Consider the following 19,214-nt stretch of genomic DNA (forward strand, 5'->3'; position numbering starts at 1 on the left):
CGCCGTTGCGCGCCGGAAACTGGTAAAGTGCCGCGCGTAATTAATTGAGAGGATTGTTTCATGGCTACCAACCGTTCCCGTCGCCTGCGCAAGAAACTGTGCGTGGATGAATTCCAGGAGCTGGGTTTCGAACTGAACCTGGGCTTCAAGGAAGACCTGTCCGATGAAGCCATCGATGCCTTCCTCGATGCTTTCCTGGCTGATGCCATGGATGCCAACGGCCTGGACTATGTCGGCGGCGATGACTTCGGTCTGGTCTGCTCCGTCAAGCGTGGCTCGGTCAGCGAAGAACAGCGCGCCGCTGTTGAAGCCTGGCTCAAGGGCCGTAGCGAACTGACCAGCATCGAAGTCAGCCCGCTGCTGGATGCCTGGTATCCGGAAAAGCCGATCAACCCGGCTTCCTGATCGATGTCGGCGGTACGCCCTGTACCGCTGTCATCCCGCCTCGGCCAGGTGCTCCAGTTGCCTGGCCAGGGCTTTCTCCACGCGGCGCATGTGCCGCGCCAACGCCTGACGGCGCCTTAGCAGTTCGGCCTGGGGTACGTCCGTTCCCTCCAGCGCCTGGCAAGCCTCGATCAACGACCGCGCATTCAGCATCCTTCCCGCGCTGAGGATCTTGTGTGCCTGCAGCGCCAGCTCGTCACCTTCGTGCCCCGGATCAATGGCCATGAGGATCTTCAGGTCCTGGCGCAGGCTTAGAAGCAGGGTTTCGAGGATACGATCGCGGTCGGCAAGGTTGTCGCCAACGATCGTGGACAGGCCTTTGAGATCGAAGCGTGGTGCCGGGCCAGGGCGGCCGTCACTCCGCCGGGCAATGGGTGTGATGGCCCTCAGGCGTTGCCCCAGCACCTGCAGGCCGATGGGCTTGAGCAGGCAGTCATCCATGCCAGCATCGAGGCACTGCTGGCGAACCTCGGGCTGGGCGTTGGCGGTATAACCGAGAATGGTGCAGCGCGGCCGGTCATGCAGGCGTTCCTCCGTGCGCACGGTCCGCGCCAGCTCGTAGCCACTCATCTGTGGCATGTTGCAGTCGACGATCAGCACATCGAAACAGCCCTCACGCCATATGCGCAGTCCTTCACCACCTTCCTCGGCGCTTTCCTGTTTCAGTCCGAGGTAGTTCAGCTGCTGGGCCATCAGCAGCAGGTTGGCCGGATGGTCGTCGATCACCAGAATCCTCAGCTGGTCGTCCGGTGGCAGGATTTGCGCCATGGGCCGCGGCAGGGCCGCGATCGGTTCGACGCACTGCAGCGGCATCACCAGACGCACGCGGGTGCCGACACCTTGCAGGCTTTGCAGGGTCAGCTCGCCGCCCATCATCGCGCACAGGTCACGGCTGATCACCAGCCCCAGCCCGGTGCCGGCCCGGGCGCCGTCGCTGTAGGGGTTGGCCTGCACGAAGGGGGAGAACAGGCGCTGCAGGTCCTGCTCGTGAATGCCGATACCGCTGTCGCGGACCTCCAGGTCGAGCGCCGGCAGTTCCGATTCGCCGTCGTTGCGCAGCTTGACGGTGATGCGTACCTGCCCTTGTTCGGTGAACTTGATCGCATTGCTGACCAGGTTCGACAGGACCTGCTTGAAGCGCAGCGGGTCGAGCAGCGCATGGCAGCGTGCCTCGCGGGCAATCACCACATCCAGTGCCAGGCCCTTGTGCCGGGCCAGGCCGTCGAAAATCCGCCCGACTGACTCGACCAACGCCGCGAGGTCGACGGGTTCGGGTGCCAGGGACATCTGCCCGGATTCGATCCGGGCGATATCCAGGATGTCGCCGATCAAGCCCAGCAGATCATTGGCCGAATGGTGGGCGACTTCCAGTGCGGGGCGGTCCAGCTTGCCCTGCTCGGCGCGCTTCAGGGCCAGTTCCAGCATGCCGATGAGGGCGTTCATCGGCGTGCGGATCTCATGGCTGATGGTGGCCAGGAACGTGCTCTTGGCCCGGTTGGCGTCATCGGCCTGCTGCTTGGCCAGGCGCAGGTCCTGGACCAGGTTGCGGCGTTCGCTGATGTCGATCCAGCCGCCGATGATTCCTTGCATTTCGCCCACCGAATCGCGGTAGGGCAGGATCCAGTGATAGATCGTCAGGTCGCGGTCTTTCAGCTGCAAGGGGCGATCGAGAATCAAGGGCGTGCCCTGCGCCATCACCCGCTGGTAGTCGTCCTGCACCTGTTGGGTATAGTCACAGTCGCTGTAGGGGGCGTCTTCCAGGCGTTTGCCCAGCACCTGTTCGCGGCTGGCGCCGACGGCTTGCAGATAGCTGTCGTTGCAGCTCTGCAGGCGTCCCTCGCGGTCGCGCACATACATGGGATGGGGCGTGCCATTGAGCAGGGCGCCCATGAACTCCAGTTGATCGTTCAGCGCCCGTTCGGCCCGCTGACGTTGCTTGATCTGACGGCGCAGCCGGGCATTCCATACCAATGCGAGCACCAGCAGGACGGCGATCACCCCGACCACCTGCAGGATCGCCCGGCGGTAGCTGCGCCAGTAGGCGTCGTCACGCAGGCCATGGTCGCGCCAGCGGCTGTTGATCACCCCCAGTTCTTCCGGCGAGATGCTCAGCAACGCCTTGTCGAGGATCGAGCCCAGCTCGCTGGCCTCGGGGGCGGTGGCCATGGAAAAGGCCGCAGGTTCCGTGCCGACCGTGCTGCGAATGACCAGGTTGTTGCTGGTGGCCAGCATGTGATTGGCGTCGATCAGGGTGGCGATCGCCGCATCCACCGCGCCGCTACCCAGCAGTACCATGGAGTAATAGGTGCTTTCGGTGGCAACCTGGTGGATCCGCGGGTGGCGAGCGGCAAGCAGGGCGGCCACGGTACTGTCGCGGGGCACGGCGACTCGCTTGCCCTTGAGTTGCTTGAGGCTGTCGGGTTGGTCGGTGCCGGTATGGGTGACCAGCACATAGGCGCTCTCCAGATAGGGGCGGCTGACCTGCAGCGGGTTGCCCCGACGGGCCTCGGTGGACAGGCTGGCGATGATATCGGCACGCCCGGACTCGAGCTGGTCGATCATGTCGCCGTCGCCACTGGCGCGGCGGATCTCGAAGCGCAGGCCGGTGCGCAGGCGAATGAGCTCGAGCAGGTCGGCGACTATCCCCCGCAGGCGATCATTGCTGTCGAAGAACGTCAGTGGCGCCGCCGTGTCGTTGACCGCCACGCGCATGATCGGGTGTTGGCTCAGCCACTGTTCCTCGCGTGTCGACAACTGCAGCTTGCGATCGGTCAGCAAGCTGCCGCTGCTGGCGCTCCAGCGTTTGAAGATATCGTTGCGGGTGGCGCTGGGCTGCGCGTCGAGCGCGGCATCCACCAGGGACTGGAGGGTTGGCTCGCCCTCGCGCATGGCAAAGCTGAAGCCCACGGCCTCGTGCTTGCCGAAGTTGGCCATGCGCACATGCGGCAGGTGGCCCTGGCTGATCAGATAGTGAGTGGAGATGGTGTCGCCAATGAACACGTCGGCCTGTTCGAAGGCCACCGCATTCAGGGCCTGGGTGGATGACTCGAAGGTCAGCAGCTCGGCCTTGGGGTAGTTGGCGTGGATTTCCCCGGGCGGCAGATAGTGATACAGCATGCTCAGACGCATGCCCGGCAGGCCGGTGTCCAGCGCGCGGCTTTCGTCCTCGCGGGTCACCAGCACGGGTTGGTCAATGGCATAGGGGCGTGACAGCGCCAGGCCCTGGGTGATGGCTTCATAGCCGTTGGCGCTGCCCAGCAGGTCGATATGGCCGCTCTTGAGCGCCGCGACCGCCGCCGGGCGGCTGGGAAAGCGCTGCACACGGACAGGCAGGCCCAAGGCGCTGCCGATCAAGCCGGCGTAGTCGGCGGTCAGCCCTTGGTATTCGCGCCCACCCGTAGCGATATCGAAGGGGGGATAGTCGGGCGCCGAGGTACCCAGCACCAGCTCCTTGCGCTCTGCTAGCCAGTCGCGCTGGGCCTCTGTCAGGGGCGGCCGGACCGACGTCGGTGCCGAGCGGCTGAGCAAGGTGTAGGTGCGGCCCAGGTCGACGGTCACGCCGCCACCTTGCAGCGGCGTGCCCAGGCAGAGCAGCAATACAGCGATGTACCTCCACGTCATCATTTCAGACCAGTGCGTTGCGCTTGGCGACGTCGATCAACTCTACCAATGTGCTGGCGCGCAACTTGTGCATGAGGCGCTTCTTGTAGGTGCTGACGGTCTTGTTGCTGAGGAACATGCCCTTGGCAATTTCCTTGTTGCTGCGGCCCTGGGCAAAAAGTTGCAGGACCATCAGTTCCCGGTCATTGACCTGGCGAAACAGTTCCAGCTCTTGGTTGCTGCCTGTCGGCGGTGGATTGAGTGCCTGACTGGGAAAGTAGTTGTAGCCGGACAGCACGGCCTTGATGGCGCTGAGCAGCTCACTGAGGTCTTCCTGCTTGCATACATACCCTGCCGCGCCGGAGTGCATGCAGCGCACGGCAAACAGTGCCGGTGATTGGGCGGTCAACACCAGGACCTTCAGCGGGATGGCCATGGCCTGCAGGCGCGAGAGCATTTCCAGGCCATCGAGCTTGGGGATGCTGATGTCCAGTATGACCAGGTCCGGTGGGGTTTCGCGGATAAGCTGCATGGCGTCCACGCCATTGTCTGATTCACCGACCACTCGGTATCCCTGATTCTCCAGCAACATCCGTATCGCCAGGCGTATAACGGGATGGTCATCAACAATAAAGACTGAGTGCATATTCAACATTCCAGGCTGCAGGTGAAGGCAGCCGGCACATTAGCTCAGTTGCATGGCGGCGGGCAGGGAAGTAGGTGCCAAATGCGGGATATAGGAATTAACTTACAACGCCCGCGAAACATTGCTACGAGAGATGTAGATGTTGGCAGGCTTTTATCAGGCGCTGATAGTTTTTGTGGGGCGAGGAGGCTGGAGAGTTTATTTACAAATAAATAGCATAGGAAATTTCGTACAAATTAAACATGGGCGGCAAACATTCGTCTGCCGCCCGGTTTTCCTACTTCGGGCTGGAGCGCCCGGTCATTTCCTGGGCCATTTCACTGGCGTAGCTGTCGGTCATGCCGGCGATGAAGTCGATCATGCGCAGGAACGCGCCATGCAGCGAGCCCTGCGGGTCGGGGGCATTGTTGCCGATCAGGTCCAGCACACGCCGGCTCTTGAACGACGGCGTGCGCCCACCGTGCTGCTCCAGGGCCGCGCCACAGAAGGTGTTGAGCAGGATCTCCAGGGTCGTGTAGGCGCCGATCTCGTGCAGGGTCTTGCGCTTGTCCTGGAAGATCTTCTTGCGCGCCATGTCCTTGGCTTGGAGCACGCAGCGTTGCGCCGGGCCGTGCATGTGCTCCACCAGGTCACCGGCCAGCCGGCCGGCAAGCAGGGCTTGTTGTTGTTCGACGAAGGCCTGGGCGGCGGCATTGGTCAGGTGCTCGATGGCCTTGCCGCGCAGGATCGCCAGCTTGCGCCGGCGTGACTCGCCCGGGCCCAGCAAGCGGTAGGTTTCCGGCAGATCGTCACCCACCAGGTCCAGCAGCAGTGCCTCGACCTCGGCGTACCGCAGCAGGTCCATCTCCAGCCCGTCCTCGAGGTCGATCAAGGCATAGCAGATGTCGTCCGCGGCTTCCATCAGGTACACCAGGGGATGGCGAGCCCAGCGCTGGTGTTCGAGCTGGGGCAGGCCGAGCTTGCCGGCGATCTGCTCAAGCAGCCCCAGTTCGCTCTGGTAGCAGCCAAACTTGTGCTTCTTGTAGCCCAGGGCATCGGCGTGGCGCGCGGCCCAGGGGTACTTGAGGTAGGCGCCGAGGGTTGCGTAGGTCAGGCGCATGCCACCGTCGAACTGGTGGTACTCGAGCTGCGTGAGGACACGAAACCCCTGGGCGTTGCCTTCGAAATTGAGGAAGTCGCCGCGCTGCTCGTCGCTCATGTCGTCCAGCCAGCCACGCCCGGCCGCCTGCTGGAACCAGTGGCGAATGGCGTCTTCGCCCGAGTGGCCGAACGGCGGGTTGCCGATGTCGTGGGCCAGGCAGGCCGACTGCACGATCATTCCCAGGTCGCTGGGTGCGCACCAGTCCGGCAGTTGGCCGCGCAGGGTCTCGCCGACACGCATGCCCAGCGAGCGGCCGACGCAGCTGACTTCCAGGGAGTGGGTGAGGCGGGTATGGATGTGGTCGTTGCTGGACACCGGATGCACCTGGGTCTTGCGCCCCAGGCGGCGGAAGGCGCCGGAGAAGATGATGCGGTCGTGGTCCTTGTGGAAAGGGCTGCGCCCGAGCTCCTCGGGGCTGTAGAGGGCCTTGCCCAGTCGTTCGCGGGTCAGCAGGGTTTGCCAGTCCAAGGCGTGTTCTCCCATCGTAGAGTCGGGATAGCTTCCTGTGTCCGGCGCGCCCGCGCAAGGGTCAGGCGCGCTCGGGCTTCAGCGGCGGCGGCTGCCGAGGAACAGGCGGACCAGGGGGGGCAGGCTGGCGCCCAGGCGTACCAGGCGCGTCAGGTTGCCGCTGCGCACGCCCTTGCCGGTGAGAAAGCCCAGGGCGACCACGGCGCCAATGCCCCACAGCGAGCCGTGCTTGACCCCCAGGCCTTCGCCGAACGAGCCGCCCATGCCGCGCAGGCGGCGGACCGGTTCGAGCAGTTGCCCGGATTCGTGGCGGATTTGCTGGCGGTGCATTTCCATGCGCAGGCGCAGCAGCGCCTTGCGCAGCTCCCGTGGGTTACGGGTGTTGGGTAGTTCTGGCAGGCTCATGGCAGCAGGCGCTCCCGATCCTTGGCCAACTCCTCGAGGGTGGCATTGAATGGCGAGGACTCGTCGAACACCGCGGCCTTCAGGCGCAGGCCGCAGTACAGCGCGGCGACCCCGTAGAACACGCACAGGCCGATGATCCCGGCCAGGCGGTAGCTGTCCCACAGCAGCACCAGCACCAGGCCCGACAGGGCGGTCAGCAGCAGCAGGGCGAACACCAGCGCCAGGCCGGCGAACAACAGCAGGCTCAAGGTGCGCGCCTTCTGCTCCTGCAACTCGATACCGAACAGCTCGATATGGCTGTGCAGCAAGCCCAGCACGGCCGCGCCCAGGCGCCTGCCGGAGGCGCCCGTGCCGATGGCTTCGTTGTCCATGAAGGTTCCTCAGCGCTTGGCCAGCAGGCCGATCAGCAGGCCGACGCCGGCGGCGATGCCGATGGCCTGCCACGGGTTCTCCTGCACGTACTGCTCGGCGCTGCCCAGGGCCGCCTGGCCACGGGCGCGCACCGAGTCCTGGGTCAGTTGCAGGGTTTCACGAGCCTGGACCAGGCGGTCGTGGATCTGCTCGCGCAGTTCATCGGCCTGGTCGCCGGCCAGGTTGGCCGTGTCGGCCAGCAGTTTTTCGGTGTCGCGGACCAGGGCCTGGAAGTCAGCCATCAGTATGTCTTGTGCAGTCTTTGCCGATTTGCTGGCCATGAGTGGGCCTCTCCCTGTGGATGTGTGTGGCTATTTCGAGTGATCGGTGGTGCGGAAGGTTCAGCGGGATGTGTTGGTACAGCGCTTGCTAAAAAGCGGTGCGTGTCCGCCGAGGCCTGCGCCGAAAGCATGCGCTCTTGATGCGGATACCGCTAAACCTTAACCCAATCCACGACAAACCCAAGAAAAAACCACGCAGGCACCGCCCGGCTCACCGAAACCGGGCAGGGGTCTGGCACCGATGCGGTGCATGGATACCGGTTCTTGAACTGTCCTGGTGCCTTTTTGCAGGTCTGCCACTACATGGAAAACACCCACAGCGCGATGGACTCCCTGGTCCACGGCTCCAACACTTTGTTTATCCTCATGGGCGCGATACTGGTCCTGGCCATGCATGCGGGGTTCGCCTTTCTTGAAGTCGGCACAGTGCGGTACAAGAATCAGGTCAACGCCTTGTCGAAGATCCTCAGCGACTTCGCCATCTCGGCGCTGGTGTACTTCTTCGTCGGTTACTGGATCGCCTATGGCGTGAGCTTCCTGCAGCCGGCGGCGGCGTTGGCCAGCGACCATGGCTACGCGTTGGTCAAATGTTTCTTCCTGCTGACGTTCGCCGCGGCGATCCCGGCAATCATTTCCGGCGGCATCGCCGAACGGGCGCGCTTTGCACCGCAGCTGTGCGCAACGGCGCTGATCGTGGCGTTCATCTACCCGTTTTTCGAAGGCATCGTGTGGAACGGCAACTACGGCTTGCAGGCCTGGCTGCAAACGCGCTTCGGTGCGCCGTTCCATGACTTCGCCGGCTCCGTGGTGGTGCACGCCATGGGCGGCTGGCTGGCGCTGGCGGCGGTGCTGCTGCTGGGCGCGCGCCGCGGCCGCTATCGCGATGGCCGGCTGGTGGCGTTCGCCCCCTCGAGCATTCCGTTCCTGGCGCTGGGGTCGTGGATCCTGATCATCGGCTGGTTCGGCTTCAACGTCATGAGCGCGCAGACCTTGCAAGGGGTGAGCGGGTTGGTGGCGATCAACTCGCTGATGGCCATGGTCGGCGGCACCCTGTCGGCCTTGCTGGCCGGGCGCAACGACCCCGGCTTCCTGCACAACGGCCCGCTGGCCGGCCTGGTGGCGGTGTGCGCGGGTTCCGACCTGATGCACCCGGTGGGGGCGCTGGCCACCGGCCTGGTGGCAGGCGGGCTGTTCGTCTGGTGCTTCACTGCGGCGCAGAACCGCTGGAAGATCGACGACGTGCTGGGGGTATGGCCGCTGCATGGCCTGTGCGGCGTGTGGGGCGGCATCGCCTGCGGCGTGTTCGGGCAGGTGGCCCTGGGTGGCCTGGGCGGTGTCAGCCTGGTCAGCCAACTGCTGGGCAGCCTGGCGGGTGTGCTGGTTGCACTGGTCGGTGGCTTTGCCGTGTACGGTCTGCTCAAGGCGCTGCATGGTTTGCGCTTGAACCATGAGCAGGAGTTCCAGGGCGCGGACCTGGCGGTGCATCGAATCGGCGCCACCAGCCAGGATTGAGGCAGGTCAGGTGCACGCAGGCGCAGGCGGACCTAGAATGAGCATCCCTTCCTGCGATTTTGCGGATAGACGCATGCTGCCTGAAACCCAATTGTTCGGCACCCTCGGGTGCCATCTGTGCGAAGTGGCCGAAGCCGTGCTGATGCCGTTCGTCGAGCACGGCTTGCTGGTCGAGCTGGTCGATATCGCCGACAGTGAGGCGCTGTTCGAACGTTATGGGCTGATCATCCCGGTATTGCGCCGTTGCGATACCGGTGCCGAGCTGGGCTGGCCGTTCGATGCCGAGCAGGTAGTGGCCTTCCTCGGCTGAGTCGCGCATTGACGGCCCAGGCTTCGCTTCGTATGCTGTATATAAATACAGTATCCCGAGGTAAGCCATGCTCAATGTCGAGCAACTCAAGTACAGCATCAATCACATGGCCCCCGAGCGTGTGTGCGAGGCGGTGCTGGAACTGCGCCTCGATGGCATCGTCACCGACGAGCGCACACCGTTCGGCAAGGTCCATTTCAATACCTGCTTCGCCGAAATCGAGGCGCTGTTCCAGCGCGCCGGGTTCCACCGTCCGCTGGATGTGGTGGGTTACCAGGGCCTGAGCTACGCCCTTTATGATCCGGGCCGCTGGGACGCGGTGCAGGTGCTGCGCTGGCTGAAGGCGCGCTGCGAGCCGGCCAGCGAGGCTGGTTGAGGGGCGGGGGGTAGGAGATAATGTCCGCCCACGCAGAACCGAGCCTGATGATGACCACGCCTTTCGACCCCGCCCAGCAACAAGCCAGCACTGTCTGTCTGCCTCCAGGGCCCTGGGCTACGGTGCTTGATTGCCTGTGCGAGCATTTCAAGGGTATCAGCCGCGAACAATGGCTCGACCGCTTCGCCCGAGGGCGGGTGTTGAATGCCGAGGGCCAGCCCATTGCAGCGGACACCCGCTATCGTCGGGGCATGCGCCTGCACTATTTCCGTGAAGTACCCAATGAAAGGGTGATCCCGGTGCAGGAAGAAATCCTGCATGTGGATGAGCACCTGGTGGTGGCGGACAAGCCGCATTTCCTGCCCGTGACGCCCACCGGCGAGTACGTCGAGCAGACCCTGCTGCGCCGGCTGATCCGACGCCTGGACAACCCGCACCTGGTGCCGCTGCATCGCATCGACCGGCACACTGCCGGGCTGGTGCTGTTCTCTGCCAACCCGCAGAGCCGTGGTGCCTATCAGCGCCTGTTCCCCGAGCGACGCATCGACAAGCACTACCAGGCCATCGCCGCGGCCATGCCGCAGCATGACTACCCGCTGGTGCATCGCAGCCGACTGGTGCACGGCGAGCCGTTCTTCCGCATGCATGAGGTGGATGGGGTCGACAACAGTGAAACCCACGCCTGTGTGTTGGAGAAAAATGGCGAGCTGTGGCGCTATGGCCTGTCACCGGTCACCGGCAAGACCCACCAGTTGCGCGTGCATATGGCGGCGCTGGGCGCGGGGATCTGCAACGATCCGTTCTATCCGCAGCTGGTCAACGAGCAGGATGATTATGCACGGCCACTCAAGCTGCTGGCCCACAGCCTGCGCTTCGAGGATCCGTTGACGGGTAAGGAACGCTATTTCGAGAGTCGCCTGAAGCTCGACTGGTAAACATCGTCGGCAAGCCGGCTCCTACAGGGATGGCGCTTGGCCTGAGGGCGGCGCGGTCGGTGTGGGAGCCGGCTTGCCGGCGATGCGCCGCTTGAGCGGCGCTCTATGCCATCAGCGGTTGAAGCGTTCCACCAGCGAGTACTGGGTACCCGCCGTGCTGGTCAGCTCTTCGCTGAGCAGCGCCGAGCGCTGGGCCTGACCGGCGGTCTGGTCGGCCAGGTCGGCGATGGTGCTGATGTTGCGGCTGATCTCCTCGGCTACCGCGCTCTGCTCTTCGGTGGCCGCGGCGATCTGCGTCGCCATGTCGGTGATGTTGGCCACGGCCTCGCTGATGCCCACCAATGCCTCGTCGGCCTGCATGACCCGCTCGACACCTTCCTGGGCCTGGCGGTGGCCGGTCTCCATGGTCTGCACCGCGTTGTTGGCGGTCTGTTGCAGCTTGGCGATCAGGGTATGGATCTGCCCGGTGGACTCGGCGGTGCGCTGGGCCAGCTGGCGGACCTCATCGGCCACCACGGCGAAGCCGCGGCCCATCTCACCGGCACGCGCCGCTTCGATGGCGGCGTTGAGCGCCAGCAGGTTGGTCTGGTCGGCAATGCCCTTGATCACATCGACCACGCCGCCAATCTCGTCGCTGTCCTTGGCCAGCTGGGTGACGGTCAGCCCGGTTTCGCCCACGGCAGCCGACAGCCGCTCGATGGCGTCACGGGTTTCGCCGGCGATATTGCGGCCCTGGCTGGTCAGGCGATTGGCTTCCTGGGTCGCATCAGCGGTGCGCTGAACATGATTGGCCACTTCCTGGGTGGTGGCGGCCATCTGGTTGACGGCGGCGGCCACCTGCTCGGTCTCCACCCGCTGGCGCTCCAGGCCGGAGGAGCTCTGGTGGGCGAGGGTGTCGGACTGGCGAGCCTGGTCGCTGAGCTGCTCGGCGCTGTCCTGCAGGCGGGTCAGGCAGGTCTTCATCCGTGCGTCCTGGCTGAGCATGGCCATTTCCAGGCGTGCCTGGACGCCGCGGCTGTCGGTGTACATCTGCGCGATCAGCGGGTCGGAAGTGGTCTGTTCGGCGAGGCGCAGCAGGCGCTTGAGGCCACGTTGCTGCCAGCTCAGGCCGAGCAGGCCGAGCGGCACTGACAAGCCGGCGGCCAGGGCGAAGCCCCAGGAGTGACCGAGCCAGTTGCCGATCAGGAAACCGACCTGGCTGACCAGGATGAACGGCAGCCAGTCCTGCAGCACCGGCAGCCACTTGTCACGTTTCGGGATGGCCGACTTGCCCTGGTTGATGCGCTGGTACAGCGACTCGGCGCGGCGGATCTGCTCGGCGGTGGGCTTGACCCGCACCGACTCGTAGCCGACCACCTGATTGCTGTCGAAGATCGGCGTGACGTAGGCATTGACCCAATAGTGGTCGCCCGATTTGCAGCGGTTCTTGACGATGCCCATCCACGGCAGGCCCTGCTTGAGGGTCTGCCACATATGGGCGAACACGGCTGGGGGCACATCGGGGTGGCGCACCAGGTTGTGCGGCGCGCCCATCAGGTCCTCGCGGGAGAATCCGCTGATTTCGATGAAGGCATCGTTGCAGTAAGTGATCACGCCTTTGGCGTTGGTGGTGGAGATCAACCGCTGCTGGGCAGGGAAAGTCCGTTCTCTCTGGGTAATCGGCTGGTTGTTACGCATTGGCTGTTCAATCCGCAAGGCTTTCGACGGGTATCGGCAAGCCTCTGGTTTTATTGAATGAATATTTAACTGGCTTGATCTGGGGCAAGGTGCCATCAGTGGGGTTGCGCTAACGCAGCCGACCTGATCGCAGCCATTGCCTTCAATATTGCAGTTTTCTTTATAAATGATGACGAATAGGTCGGATCATGACCGATTGTTCAACTCGGGGCCAGCATCGGGTAGCTGAACAGGGCGAAGTGCGCCAGGTTGACGCAGGTGTGGCACAGCACCGCCGCCGCCAGCCCGCCATGGCGATAGGCCAGACCATACCCCACCCCGGCCAGGGTGGCCAGGTAGAACCATTGCCAGCCGCCGGCCAGGTGCGCGAGGCCGAACAATAGCGCGGCCACCAGCAGGGCCAGCCCCTCATGCTTGAACAGACGTTGCAGGCCGCCCTGAATGTAGCCACGGAACAGCAATTCCTCGGTCAGGCTCACCAGCAGCAGGTTGTTGGCCAGCCACAGCCAGGCCTGGTCCGGCCATTTCGGTGCCCAGGCCACCAGGCCCAGGGTCCAGGCGCCACCCAGACAGGCGAGCAGGGTAAGGGGCAGGATCAGCGCCAGGCTCATGGCCAAGCCGCGACTGCGCAGCATTACCAGCCAAGGGCAGGCCAGCAGCAGCCACAGGCCGATCAGCGGTTTGTCGAGGTTCAGATACATCGAGAAGGGCACTGCGCCTTCGCTCAGGACGGCCTTGTCGATGACGCGAGCGCCATGGAAACCGGGCAGCCAGTGCAGCGCCAGGGCTACGGCGAGAACGATGAACAGCAGGTGACCGAGGCTTTGTTGCCAGCGCACCGGGCGCCGGGCGAGCAGGGCACTGCACAGCAGCGCGAGCAAGGCGGGCAGGGCGGCGAGGCCGAGGCTGCCGTAGGTCAGGGCGATCGCATAGCCGAGGGCGAGCAGGAGCAGGGCGATCCAGTGGAGAAGAGGCATGACATTTCCTTAGTGCCGGTGAATCCGAGGAGGGTAGGACTCCTCGTCTGGCCTTCAGGACACCTGAAACCACCCGCGCGGGGCAAGCCCCCACATTGCGTGGGAGCGGGCTTGCCCCGCGATGGCGCCTTACCCTGCGATCAATTGCCGCAGCACATAATGCAGGATCCCCCCCGATTTGAAGTACTCCACCTCATTGAGCGTATCGATCCGGCACAGCACCTCGATCTGTTCCTGACGCCCATCCTCGCGGGTAATGTGCAACGGCAGGCTCATGCCCGGGCGGATCTGCGCATCGCTCAGCCCCAGCACATCGATGCGTTCTCTGCCGGTCAATCCCAGGCGCTTGCGGTCGTCGCCGGCCTTGAACTGCAGTGGCAGCACGCCCATGCCCACCAGGTTGGAGCGGTGGATGCGTTCGAAGCTCTCCGCCAGCACCGCCTTGACCCCCAGCAGGTTGGTACCCTTGGCCGCCCAGTCGCGGCTGGAACCGGTGCCGTATTCCTGCCCGGCGATCACCACCAGTGGCGTGCCATCCTGCTGGTAACGCATGGCGGCGTCGTAGATCGACAGCTTTTCAGCGCTGGGCACGTACAGGGTGTTGCCGCCTTCCTCACCGCCAAGCATCTCGTTGCGGATGCGAATGTTGGCGAAGGTGCCGCGCATCATCACTTCATGGTTGCCGCGACGCGAGCCGTAGGAGTTGAAGTCGCGCGGTTCCACGCCCTTGCCACGCAGGTAGCGGCCGGCCGGGCTGTCGGCCTTGATGTTGCCGGCCGGGGAGATGTGGTCGGTGGTCACCGAATCGCCGAGCAGGGCGAGGATGCGTGCGTTGCGCACATCACCGATCTCCGGCAGCGGGCCACCGATGTCATCGAAGAAGGGTGGGTGCTGGATATAGGTGGAATCGTCCTGCCAGACATAGGTCGCGGCCTGGGGTACTTCGATCGCCTGCCATTGGGCGTCGCCGGCGAACACCTCGGCGTATTCCTTGTGGAACATGCGAGTGTCGACATTGCTGACCGCCTCGGCGATCTCCTGCTGGTTTGGCCAGATATCGCGCAGGTACACGGGCTTGCCGTCCTTGCCGGTGCCGAGCGGGTCCTGGCTGAGGTCGATGCGCACGCTGCCGGCCAGGGCATAGGCCACCACCAGCGGCGGTGACGCCAGCCAGTTGGTCTTGACCAGCGGGTGTACCCGGCCTTCGAAGTTGCGGTTGCCCGACAGCACCGAGGCGACGGTGAGGTCTGCGCTGCCGATGGCTTGCTCGATGGCTTCGTCCAGCGGGCCGGAGTTGCCGATGCAGGTGGTGCAGCCATAGCCGACCAGGTCGAAACCGAGCTGGTCGAGGTAGGGGGTGAGACCTGCGGCCTTGTAGTAGTCGGTGACCACCTTGGAGCCGGGGGCGAGCGAACTCTTCACCCAGGGCTTGCGTTGCAGGCCTTTCTCCACGGCTTTCTTCGCCACCAGCCCGGCGGCCATCATCACGCTGGGGTTGGAGGTGTTGGTGCAGGAGGTGATGGCGGCGATCACCACCGCGCCGTCGCGCAGGGTGTGGGTCTGGTTTTCATGGGTGTAGTCGATCTCGCCGGCCTGGTCGGCATTGCCCACCGCCACGCCACCGCCGCCCTCGCTTTCCAGGCGGCCGACTTCCTTGGCCAAGGGTTTGGGTTGCAACTCGATGAAGTGGTCGAAGGCCTGGCGCACCTGGCCCAGGGCGACGCGGTCCTGCGGGCGCTTGGGCCCGGCCAGGCTGGCTTCCACGTCGTTCATGTCCAACGCCAGGGTGTCGCTGAACAGCGGCTCCTGGCCGGGCTGGCGCCACAGGCCCTGGGCCTTGCAGTAGGCCTCGACCAGTTGCACGGCCTGTTCGGGGCGGCCGGACAGGCGCAGGTAGTCGAGGGTCACCTGGTCGACGGGGAAGAAGCCACAGGTGGCGCCGTACTCGGGGGCCATGTTGGCGATGGTGGCGCGGTCGGCCAGCGGCAGGTCGGCCAGGCCGTCGCCATAGAACTCGACGAACTTGCCCACCACGCCCTTCTTGCGCAGCATCTGCGTGACCGTCAGCACCAGGTCGGTGGCGGTGATGCCTTCGCGCAGCTTGCCGGTGAGCTTGAAGCCGATCACCTCGGGGATCAGCATCGATACCGGCTGGCCGAGCATGGCCGCCTCGGCCTCGATGCCACCCACGCCCCAGCCGAGCACGCCGAGGCCGTTGATCATGGTGGTGTGCGAGTCGGTGCCGACCAGGGTGTCGGGGAAGGCGTAGGTACGGCCATCCTCTTCGCGGGTCCACACCGTGCGCCCCAGGTATTCGAGGTTGACCTGGTGGCAGATGCCGGTGCCAGGCGGCACCACACGGAAGTTGTCGAAGGCGCTCTGGCCCCAGCGCAGGAAGGCGTAGCGTTCGCCGTTGCGTTGCATTTCGATATCGACGTTCTGGGCGAACGCGGCCGGGGTGGCGTAACGGTCGACCATCACCGAGTGGTCGATCACCAGGTCCACCGGCGACAACGGGTTGATCCGCTGCGGGTCGCCGCCGGCCTTGGCCATGGCCGCGCGCATGGCCGCCAGGTCGACCACTGCCGGCACGCCGGTGAAGTCCTGCATCAGCACCCGCGCCGGGCGGTACTGGATCTCGCGGTCGGAGCGGCGCTCCTGCAGCCAGGCGGCCAGGGCCTTGAGGTCGTCGCCGGTAACGGTCTTGCCGTCTTCCCAGCGCAGCAGGTTCTCCAGCAGCACCTTGAGCGACATGGGCAGGCGCTGCAGGTCGCCGAGCTGGCGGGCGGCGTCGGGCAAGCTGAAATAGTGGTAGGCGCGGTCCGCCACCTGGAGAGTCTTGAGGGTTTTCAGGCTATCGAGCGAGGGCATTTACAACTCCTTGTGCTCCGGTGCCCGGCGACTGCGGGTCGCTCGCCGGTGTCACCGCTCTGGATCGGTCCGCACGGCACGGACCTGGCTGAACAGTCAGGTTAGACCGGTTTGCCGGCCCCGACCCTTTTCTGGACCGATGGGGCGTGTCGCTGGTTCCCGACTTCCTTTATCATTCGCCGCCCTGGCGCCGTCTGCGCCAGTGATGTGGAGTGAGAAATGAATACCCTGTTCATGCATTGCCGGCCCGGCTTCGAGGGCGAGGTCTGCGCCGAAATCAGCGAACACGCCGCCCACCTGGGCGTGCCCGGCTATGCCAAGGGCAAGCCGCAGAGTGCCTGCGCCGAGTTCGTCTGCACCGAGCCCGATGGCGCCGAACGCATGATGCAGGCGCTGCGCTTCGCGCAGCTGATCTTCCCGCGCCAATGGGCCCGCGGCGCCTACGTCGAGCTGCCGGAGACCGACCGTATCAGCGTGCTGCTCGAGCACCTGGCCGCGCTGCCGGTGTGCGGCAGCCTGTGGCTGGAGGTGCTCGACAGCAACGAGGGCAAGGAGCTGTCGACCTTCTGCCGCAAGTTCGAGGTGCCGCTGCGCAAGGCCCTGGAGAAGGCCGGCCGCCTGGTCGACGACGCCCGCCGTCCGCGCCTGCTGCTGACTTTCATCAGCGGCCGCCGGGTGTTCCTTGGCCTGGCCGAGGCCGACAACTCGGCGCTGTGGCCGATGGGCATCCCACGCCTGAAGTTCCCCCGCGAGGCCCCGAGCCGCTCGACCCTCAAACTCGAGGAAGCCTGGCACCAGTTCATCCCGCGCGAGCAATGGGACGCGCGCCTGAACGACGACATGACGGGTGTCGACCTGGGCGCCTCGCCCGGCGGTTGGACCTACCAGCTGGTCAAGCGTGGCATGCTGGTCACCGCCATCGATAACGGCCCGATGGCCGAGAGCCTGATGGATACCGGCCTGGTCACCCATCTGATGGCCGACGGTTTCACCTGGCAGCCGAAGCAGACGGTGGACTGGATGGTCTGCGATATCGTCGAGAAGCCGGCGCGCACCGCTTCGCTGATCGAGACCTGGCTGGGCGAGGGCTTGTGCCGCGAGGCGGTGGTCAACCTGAAGCTGCCGATGAAGCAACGCCATGCCGAGGTTCGCAAGCTCCTGGACCGTATCGAGGCCGGGTTCAAGGCGCGCAAGGTGAAGGTGTCGATCGCCTGCAAGCAGCTGTATCACGACCGCGAGGAAGTCACCTGCCACCTGCGTCGGCTGGACCTGAAGCCGCGCTGAGGCCCTCGCGGGGCTGTGACAGCCCTGCTTCATGCGCCACAATGACGATCATTTTGCGGAGCCTTTCATGACCGATTTCACCCACGACGCGATCCTCGACGCCACCGGCCTGAACTGCCCGGAGCCGGTGATGATGCTGCACAAGCATGTGCGCGAGCTGGTATCCGGCGGCGTGCTCAAGGTCATCGCCACCGACCCGTCGACCCGCCGCGACATCCCCAAGTTCTGCATCTTCCTCGGCCATGAGCTGCTCGGCCAGGAAGAAGACGCCGGTACCTACCTGTACTGGATCCGCAAGAAGGCCGACTGAGCCCGCCGCGATCGCGCTACACTGCGCTCCCCTGACAGGAGAGCGCCATGCTGATAGTTGCCGACGAGAATATCCCGCTGCTCGATGCCTTCTTTGCCGGTTTCGGTGAAATCCGCCGTTATCCCGGCCGGGCCATCGACGCCGCCTGCGTCAAGGACGCCGACGTGCTGCTGGTACGCTCGGTGACTCGCGTCGATCGGCAACTGCTCGAGGGCAGCCGGGTACGTTTCGTCGGCACCTGCACCATCGGCACTGATCACCTCGACCTCGAACACTTCGCCGAAGCCGGTATCCACTGGAGCAGCGCGCCGGGCTGCAACGCCCGTGGCGTGGTGGACTATGTGCTGGGCAGCCTGCTGACCCTGGCCGAGCTCGAAGGCGTCGAACTGGGCAAGCGCGTCTACGGCGTGGTCGGCGCGGGTGAGGTTGGCGGGCGGCTGGTGCGGGTGCTGCGCGGCCTCGGCTGGAAGGTGCTGGTGTGCGACCCGGTGCGCCAGGCCAGCGAGGCCGGCGAGTTTGTCGATCTCGACAGTGTCCTCGAGCAGTGTGATGTGATCAGCCTGCACACGCCGCTGCAGCGTGGCGGCGAGCACCCGACCTGGCACCTGCTCGACCAGCCGCGGCTGGCGCGCTTGCGTGCCGGGGCCTGGCTGATCAACGCCAGCCGTGGTCCAGTGGTGGACAACGCCGCCCTGCGTGAACTGCTGTTGGACCGAGAAGATGTGCATGCGGTGCTCGATGTGTGGGAGGGCGAGCCGCAGGTGGACCTGGCGCTGGCCGATCTGTGCACCCTGGCCACGCCGCATATCGCCGGTTACAGCCTGGATGGCAAGCAGCGGGGCACGGCGCAGATCTACCAGGCGTTCTGCCAGTGGCAAGGCTTGCCCGAGCAGGTGCGACTGGCCGACCTGTTGCCGGCGACGGGATTGGCGCAGATCGAGTTCGACGCCAGCGCGGAGCCGGCGTGGACGTTGGCCACCCTGTGCCGCGCAGTGTATGACCCACGCCGCGACGATGCGGATTTTCGTCGCAGCCTCAGCGACGGCCCCGCCGAGCAGCGCGTGGCGTTCGACCTGCTGCGCAAGCACTATCCGGTACGGCGCGAGATCGAGGGGTTGGCGGTGCGTGTACGCGGGGAGGCGCCGCAGCTGGCGCAACTGGTCAGTGCACTGGGGGCGGTGCTGGCCTGAGAGGCGGCGCAATAAAAACCCGGCGCAAGCGCCGGGTTGCACGCAATTCGGGGGTCAGGGCTTGCGGACTTTTTCGACCCGGCTCTCTTCCAGGTCCTTGCAGGCCTTCTGGATCATCTGTTCGGTGATCGCGACCTCGCGGCCCTGGGCATCGATGACCGAGCCGCAGGCCTGAGTCTGCGGACGGGGTTGGGTCTTGGGCGTATCGGTGCTGTGCTGCAAGCTCATGTCCTGTCTCCTCTTTCAGGTTCAAGCTCAAGGTATCGCTTCGCCGTGACTGGTCTGTGACAGCTTTGCGGCGGCATGCTGGATCAGTCCAACAGAAAGCGCGGCAAAGCTCCAGTCACACTTTAGAACGAATGGGCATAGCCACTGC

The 19,214-nt window shown here is 65.0% G+C and carries 18 protein-coding genes; 8 read left to right on the plus strand and 10 right to left on the minus strand.

From position 1 onward, the window contains the following. Positions 1 to 60: 60 nt before the first annotated feature. Entirely contained in the window at positions 61 to 405 is a 345-nt protein-coding gene (locus ABZO33_RS04400) for a YggL family protein (protein ID WP_046856427.1), read from the plus strand. A 30-nt stretch (positions 406 to 435) separates the two neighbouring features. Here the strand turns inward: ABZO33_RS04400 and ABZO33_RS04405 are convergent, their stop codons facing one another. The 6 genes from ABZO33_RS04405 to ABZO33_RS04430 all read right to left on the minus strand — a co-directional run bounded on the left by ABZO33_RS04405 (position 436) and on the right by ABZO33_RS04430 (position 7,396). After that, the gene (locus ABZO33_RS04405) at positions 436 to 4,068 is read right to left on the minus strand and encodes a transporter substrate-binding domain-containing protein (RefSeq protein WP_414534996.1); all 3,633 of its coding nucleotides are present in this window, start codon (positions 4,066 to 4,068) and stop codon (positions 436 to 438) included. Between the two features lies 1 nt (position 4,069). Then, positions 4,070 to 4,690, minus strand: coding sequence for a response regulator transcription factor (locus tag ABZO33_RS04410; RefSeq protein WP_031315749.1), 621 nt, complete (start codon positions 4,688 to 4,690; stop codon positions 4,070 to 4,072). Between the two features lie 277 nt (positions 4,691 to 4,967). Beyond that, on the minus strand, positions 4,968 to 6,299 hold the full coding sequence (locus tag ABZO33_RS04415) for a deoxyguanosinetriphosphate triphosphohydrolase (protein WP_414534997.1): 1,332 nt from the start codon (positions 6,297 to 6,299) through the stop codon (positions 4,968 to 4,970). 78 nt (positions 6,300 to 6,377) lie between these two features. After that, positions 6,378 to 6,704, minus strand: a complete 327-nt coding sequence (locus ABZO33_RS04420; RefSeq protein ID WP_414534998.1) for a hypothetical protein — start codon at positions 6,702 to 6,704, stop codon at positions 6,378 to 6,380. Further along, on the minus strand, positions 6,701 to 7,075 hold the full coding sequence (locus tag ABZO33_RS04425; protein WP_102683128.1) for a phage holin family protein: 375 nt from the start codon (positions 7,073 to 7,075) through the stop codon (positions 6,701 to 6,703). The genes ABZO33_RS04420 and ABZO33_RS04425 overlap by 4 nt, the downstream gene beginning before the upstream one ends. 9 nt (positions 7,076 to 7,084) lie before the next feature. Further along, on the minus strand, positions 7,085 to 7,396 hold the full coding sequence (locus ABZO33_RS04430) for a DUF883 family protein (protein ID WP_023631678.1): 312 nt from the start codon (positions 7,394 to 7,396) through the stop codon (positions 7,085 to 7,087). A gap of 303 nt (positions 7,397 to 7,699) precedes the next feature. Between ABZO33_RS04430 and ABZO33_RS04435 the strand changes: the two genes are divergently transcribed. From ABZO33_RS04435 to ABZO33_RS04450, 4 genes are all read left to right on the plus strand, one after another. Further along, positions 7,700 to 8,908: an ammonium transporter gene (locus ABZO33_RS04435; RefSeq protein WP_414534999.1), complete on the plus strand. Its 1,209-nt coding sequence runs from the start codon at positions 7,700 to 7,702 to the stop codon at positions 8,906 to 8,908. Between the two features lie 73 nt (positions 8,909 to 8,981). After that, on the plus strand, positions 8,982 to 9,218 hold the full coding sequence (locus tag ABZO33_RS04440) for a glutaredoxin family protein (RefSeq protein ID WP_046856422.1): 237 nt from the start codon (positions 8,982 to 8,984) through the stop codon (positions 9,216 to 9,218). A gap of 67 nt (positions 9,219 to 9,285) precedes the next feature. Next, positions 9,286 to 9,594 carry a hypothetical protein gene (locus tag ABZO33_RS04445; RefSeq protein WP_050704807.1) on the plus strand — a complete coding sequence of 103 codons (309 nt, stop codon included), beginning with the start codon at positions 9,286 to 9,288 and terminating at the stop codon, positions 9,592 to 9,594. A gap of 50 nt (positions 9,595 to 9,644) precedes the next feature. Beyond that, positions 9,645 to 10,529: a pseudouridine synthase gene (locus ABZO33_RS04450; RefSeq protein WP_414535664.1), complete on the plus strand. Its 885-nt coding sequence runs from the start codon at positions 9,645 to 9,647 to the stop codon at positions 10,527 to 10,529. 111 nt (positions 10,530 to 10,640) lie between these two features. Here ABZO33_RS04450 and ABZO33_RS04455 read toward each other — a convergent pair whose 3' ends face one another. The 3 genes from ABZO33_RS04455 to acnA all read right to left on the minus strand — a co-directional run bounded on the left by ABZO33_RS04455 (position 10,641) and on the right by acnA (position 16,054). Further along, positions 10,641 to 12,206, minus strand: coding sequence for a methyl-accepting chemotaxis protein (locus tag ABZO33_RS04455; protein ID WP_414535000.1), 1,566 nt, complete (start codon positions 12,204 to 12,206; stop codon positions 10,641 to 10,643). A 200-nt stretch (positions 12,207 to 12,406) separates the two neighbouring features. Then, entirely contained in the window at positions 12,407 to 13,183 is a 777-nt protein-coding gene (locus ABZO33_RS04460; RefSeq protein ID WP_414535001.1) for a lysostaphin resistance A-like protein, read from the minus strand. Positions 13,184 to 13,312: 129 nt separating this feature from the next. Next, on the minus strand, positions 13,313 to 16,054 hold the full coding sequence (acnA, locus tag ABZO33_RS04465) for an aconitate hydratase AcnA (RefSeq protein ID WP_414535002.1): 2,742 nt from the start codon (positions 16,052 to 16,054) through the stop codon (positions 13,313 to 13,315). 219 nt (positions 16,055 to 16,273) lie between these two features. On the opposite strand from acnA, the gene rlmM reads away from it, so the two are divergent. The 3 genes from rlmM (at position 16,274) to pdxB (ending at position 18,838) form a co-directional block, all read left to right on the plus strand. After that, complete coding sequence (gene rlmM / locus ABZO33_RS04470) at positions 16,274 to 17,338, plus strand: 23S rRNA (cytidine(2498)-2'-O)-methyltransferase RlmM (protein ID WP_414535003.1); 1,065 nt, start codon at positions 16,274 to 16,276, stop codon at positions 17,336 to 17,338. 67 nt (positions 17,339 to 17,405) lie between these two features. Further along, positions 17,406 to 17,648, plus strand: a complete 243-nt coding sequence (gene tusA / locus ABZO33_RS04475) for a sulfurtransferase TusA (protein ID WP_023632607.1) — start codon at positions 17,406 to 17,408, stop codon at positions 17,646 to 17,648. Positions 17,649 to 17,695: 47 nt separating this feature from the next. Further along, on the plus strand, positions 17,696 to 18,838 hold the full coding sequence (pdxB, locus tag ABZO33_RS04480) for a 4-phosphoerythronate dehydrogenase PdxB (protein WP_414535004.1): 1,143 nt from the start codon (positions 17,696 to 17,698) through the stop codon (positions 18,836 to 18,838). A gap of 54 nt (positions 18,839 to 18,892) precedes the next feature. Here pdxB and ABZO33_RS04485 read toward each other — a convergent pair whose 3' ends face one another. After that, positions 18,893 to 19,066, minus strand: a complete 174-nt coding sequence (locus tag ABZO33_RS04485; RefSeq protein ID WP_414535005.1) for a PA1571 family protein — start codon at positions 19,064 to 19,066, stop codon at positions 18,893 to 18,895. Positions 19,067 to 19,214: the final 148 nt, after the last annotated feature.

Source organism: Pseudomonas sp. CAM1A (genome assembly GCF_047501685.1).
GTDB lineage: Bacteria > Pseudomonadota > Gammaproteobacteria > Pseudomonadales > Pseudomonadaceae > Aquipseudomonas.

Excerpts from the sequence above, each read along its gene's own strand:
- ABZO33_RS04400 (WP_046856427.1), top strand. The coding sequence starts at position 61 with ATGGCTACCAACCGTTCCCGTCGCCTGCGCAAGAAACTGTGCGTGGAT.
- ABZO33_RS04405 (WP_414534996.1), bottom strand. The coding sequence starts at position 4,068 with ATGATGACGTGGAGGTACATCGCTGTATTGCTGCTCTGCCTGGGCACG.
- ABZO33_RS04410 (WP_031315749.1), bottom strand. The coding sequence starts at position 4,690 with ATGCACTCAGTCTTTATTGTTGATGACCATCCCGTTATACGCCTGGCG.
- ABZO33_RS04420 (WP_414534998.1), bottom strand. The coding sequence starts at position 6,704 with ATGAGCCTGCCAGAACTACCCAACACCCGTAACCCACGGGAGCTGCGC.
- ABZO33_RS04425 (WP_102683128.1), bottom strand. The coding sequence starts at position 7,075 with ATGGACAACGAAGCCATCGGCACGGGCGCCTCCGGCAGGCGCCTGGGC.
- ABZO33_RS04430 (WP_023631678.1), bottom strand. The coding sequence starts at position 7,396 with ATGGCCAGCAAATCGGCAAAGACTGCACAAGACATACTGATGGCTGAC.
- ABZO33_RS04435 (WP_414534999.1), top strand. The coding sequence starts at position 7,700 with ATGGAAAACACCCACAGCGCGATGGACTCCCTGGTCCACGGCTCCAAC.
- ABZO33_RS04440 (WP_046856422.1), top strand. The coding sequence starts at position 8,982 with ATGCTGCCTGAAACCCAATTGTTCGGCACCCTCGGGTGCCATCTGTGC.
- ABZO33_RS04445 (WP_050704807.1), top strand. The coding sequence starts at position 9,286 with ATGCTCAATGTCGAGCAACTCAAGTACAGCATCAATCACATGGCCCCC.
- ABZO33_RS04450 (WP_414535664.1), top strand. The coding sequence starts at position 9,645 with ATGACCACGCCTTTCGACCCCGCCCAGCAACAAGCCAGCACTGTCTGT.
- ABZO33_RS04455 (WP_414535000.1), bottom strand. The coding sequence starts at position 12,206 with ATGCGTAACAACCAGCCGATTACCCAGAGAGAACGGACTTTCCCTGCC.
- ABZO33_RS04460 (WP_414535001.1), bottom strand. The coding sequence starts at position 13,183 with ATGCCTCTTCTCCACTGGATCGCCCTGCTCCTGCTCGCCCTCGGCTAT.
- acnA (WP_414535002.1), bottom strand. The coding sequence starts at position 16,054 with ATGCCCTCGCTCGATAGCCTGAAAACCCTCAAGACTCTCCAGGTGGCG.
- rlmM (WP_414535003.1), top strand. The coding sequence starts at position 16,274 with ATGAATACCCTGTTCATGCATTGCCGGCCCGGCTTCGAGGGCGAGGTC.
- tusA (WP_023632607.1), top strand. The coding sequence starts at position 17,406 with ATGACCGATTTCACCCACGACGCGATCCTCGACGCCACCGGCCTGAAC.
- pdxB (WP_414535004.1), top strand. The coding sequence starts at position 17,696 with ATGCTGATAGTTGCCGACGAGAATATCCCGCTGCTCGATGCCTTCTTT.
- ABZO33_RS04485 (WP_414535005.1), bottom strand. The coding sequence starts at position 19,066 with ATGAGCTTGCAGCACAGCACCGATACGCCCAAGACCCAACCCCGTCCG.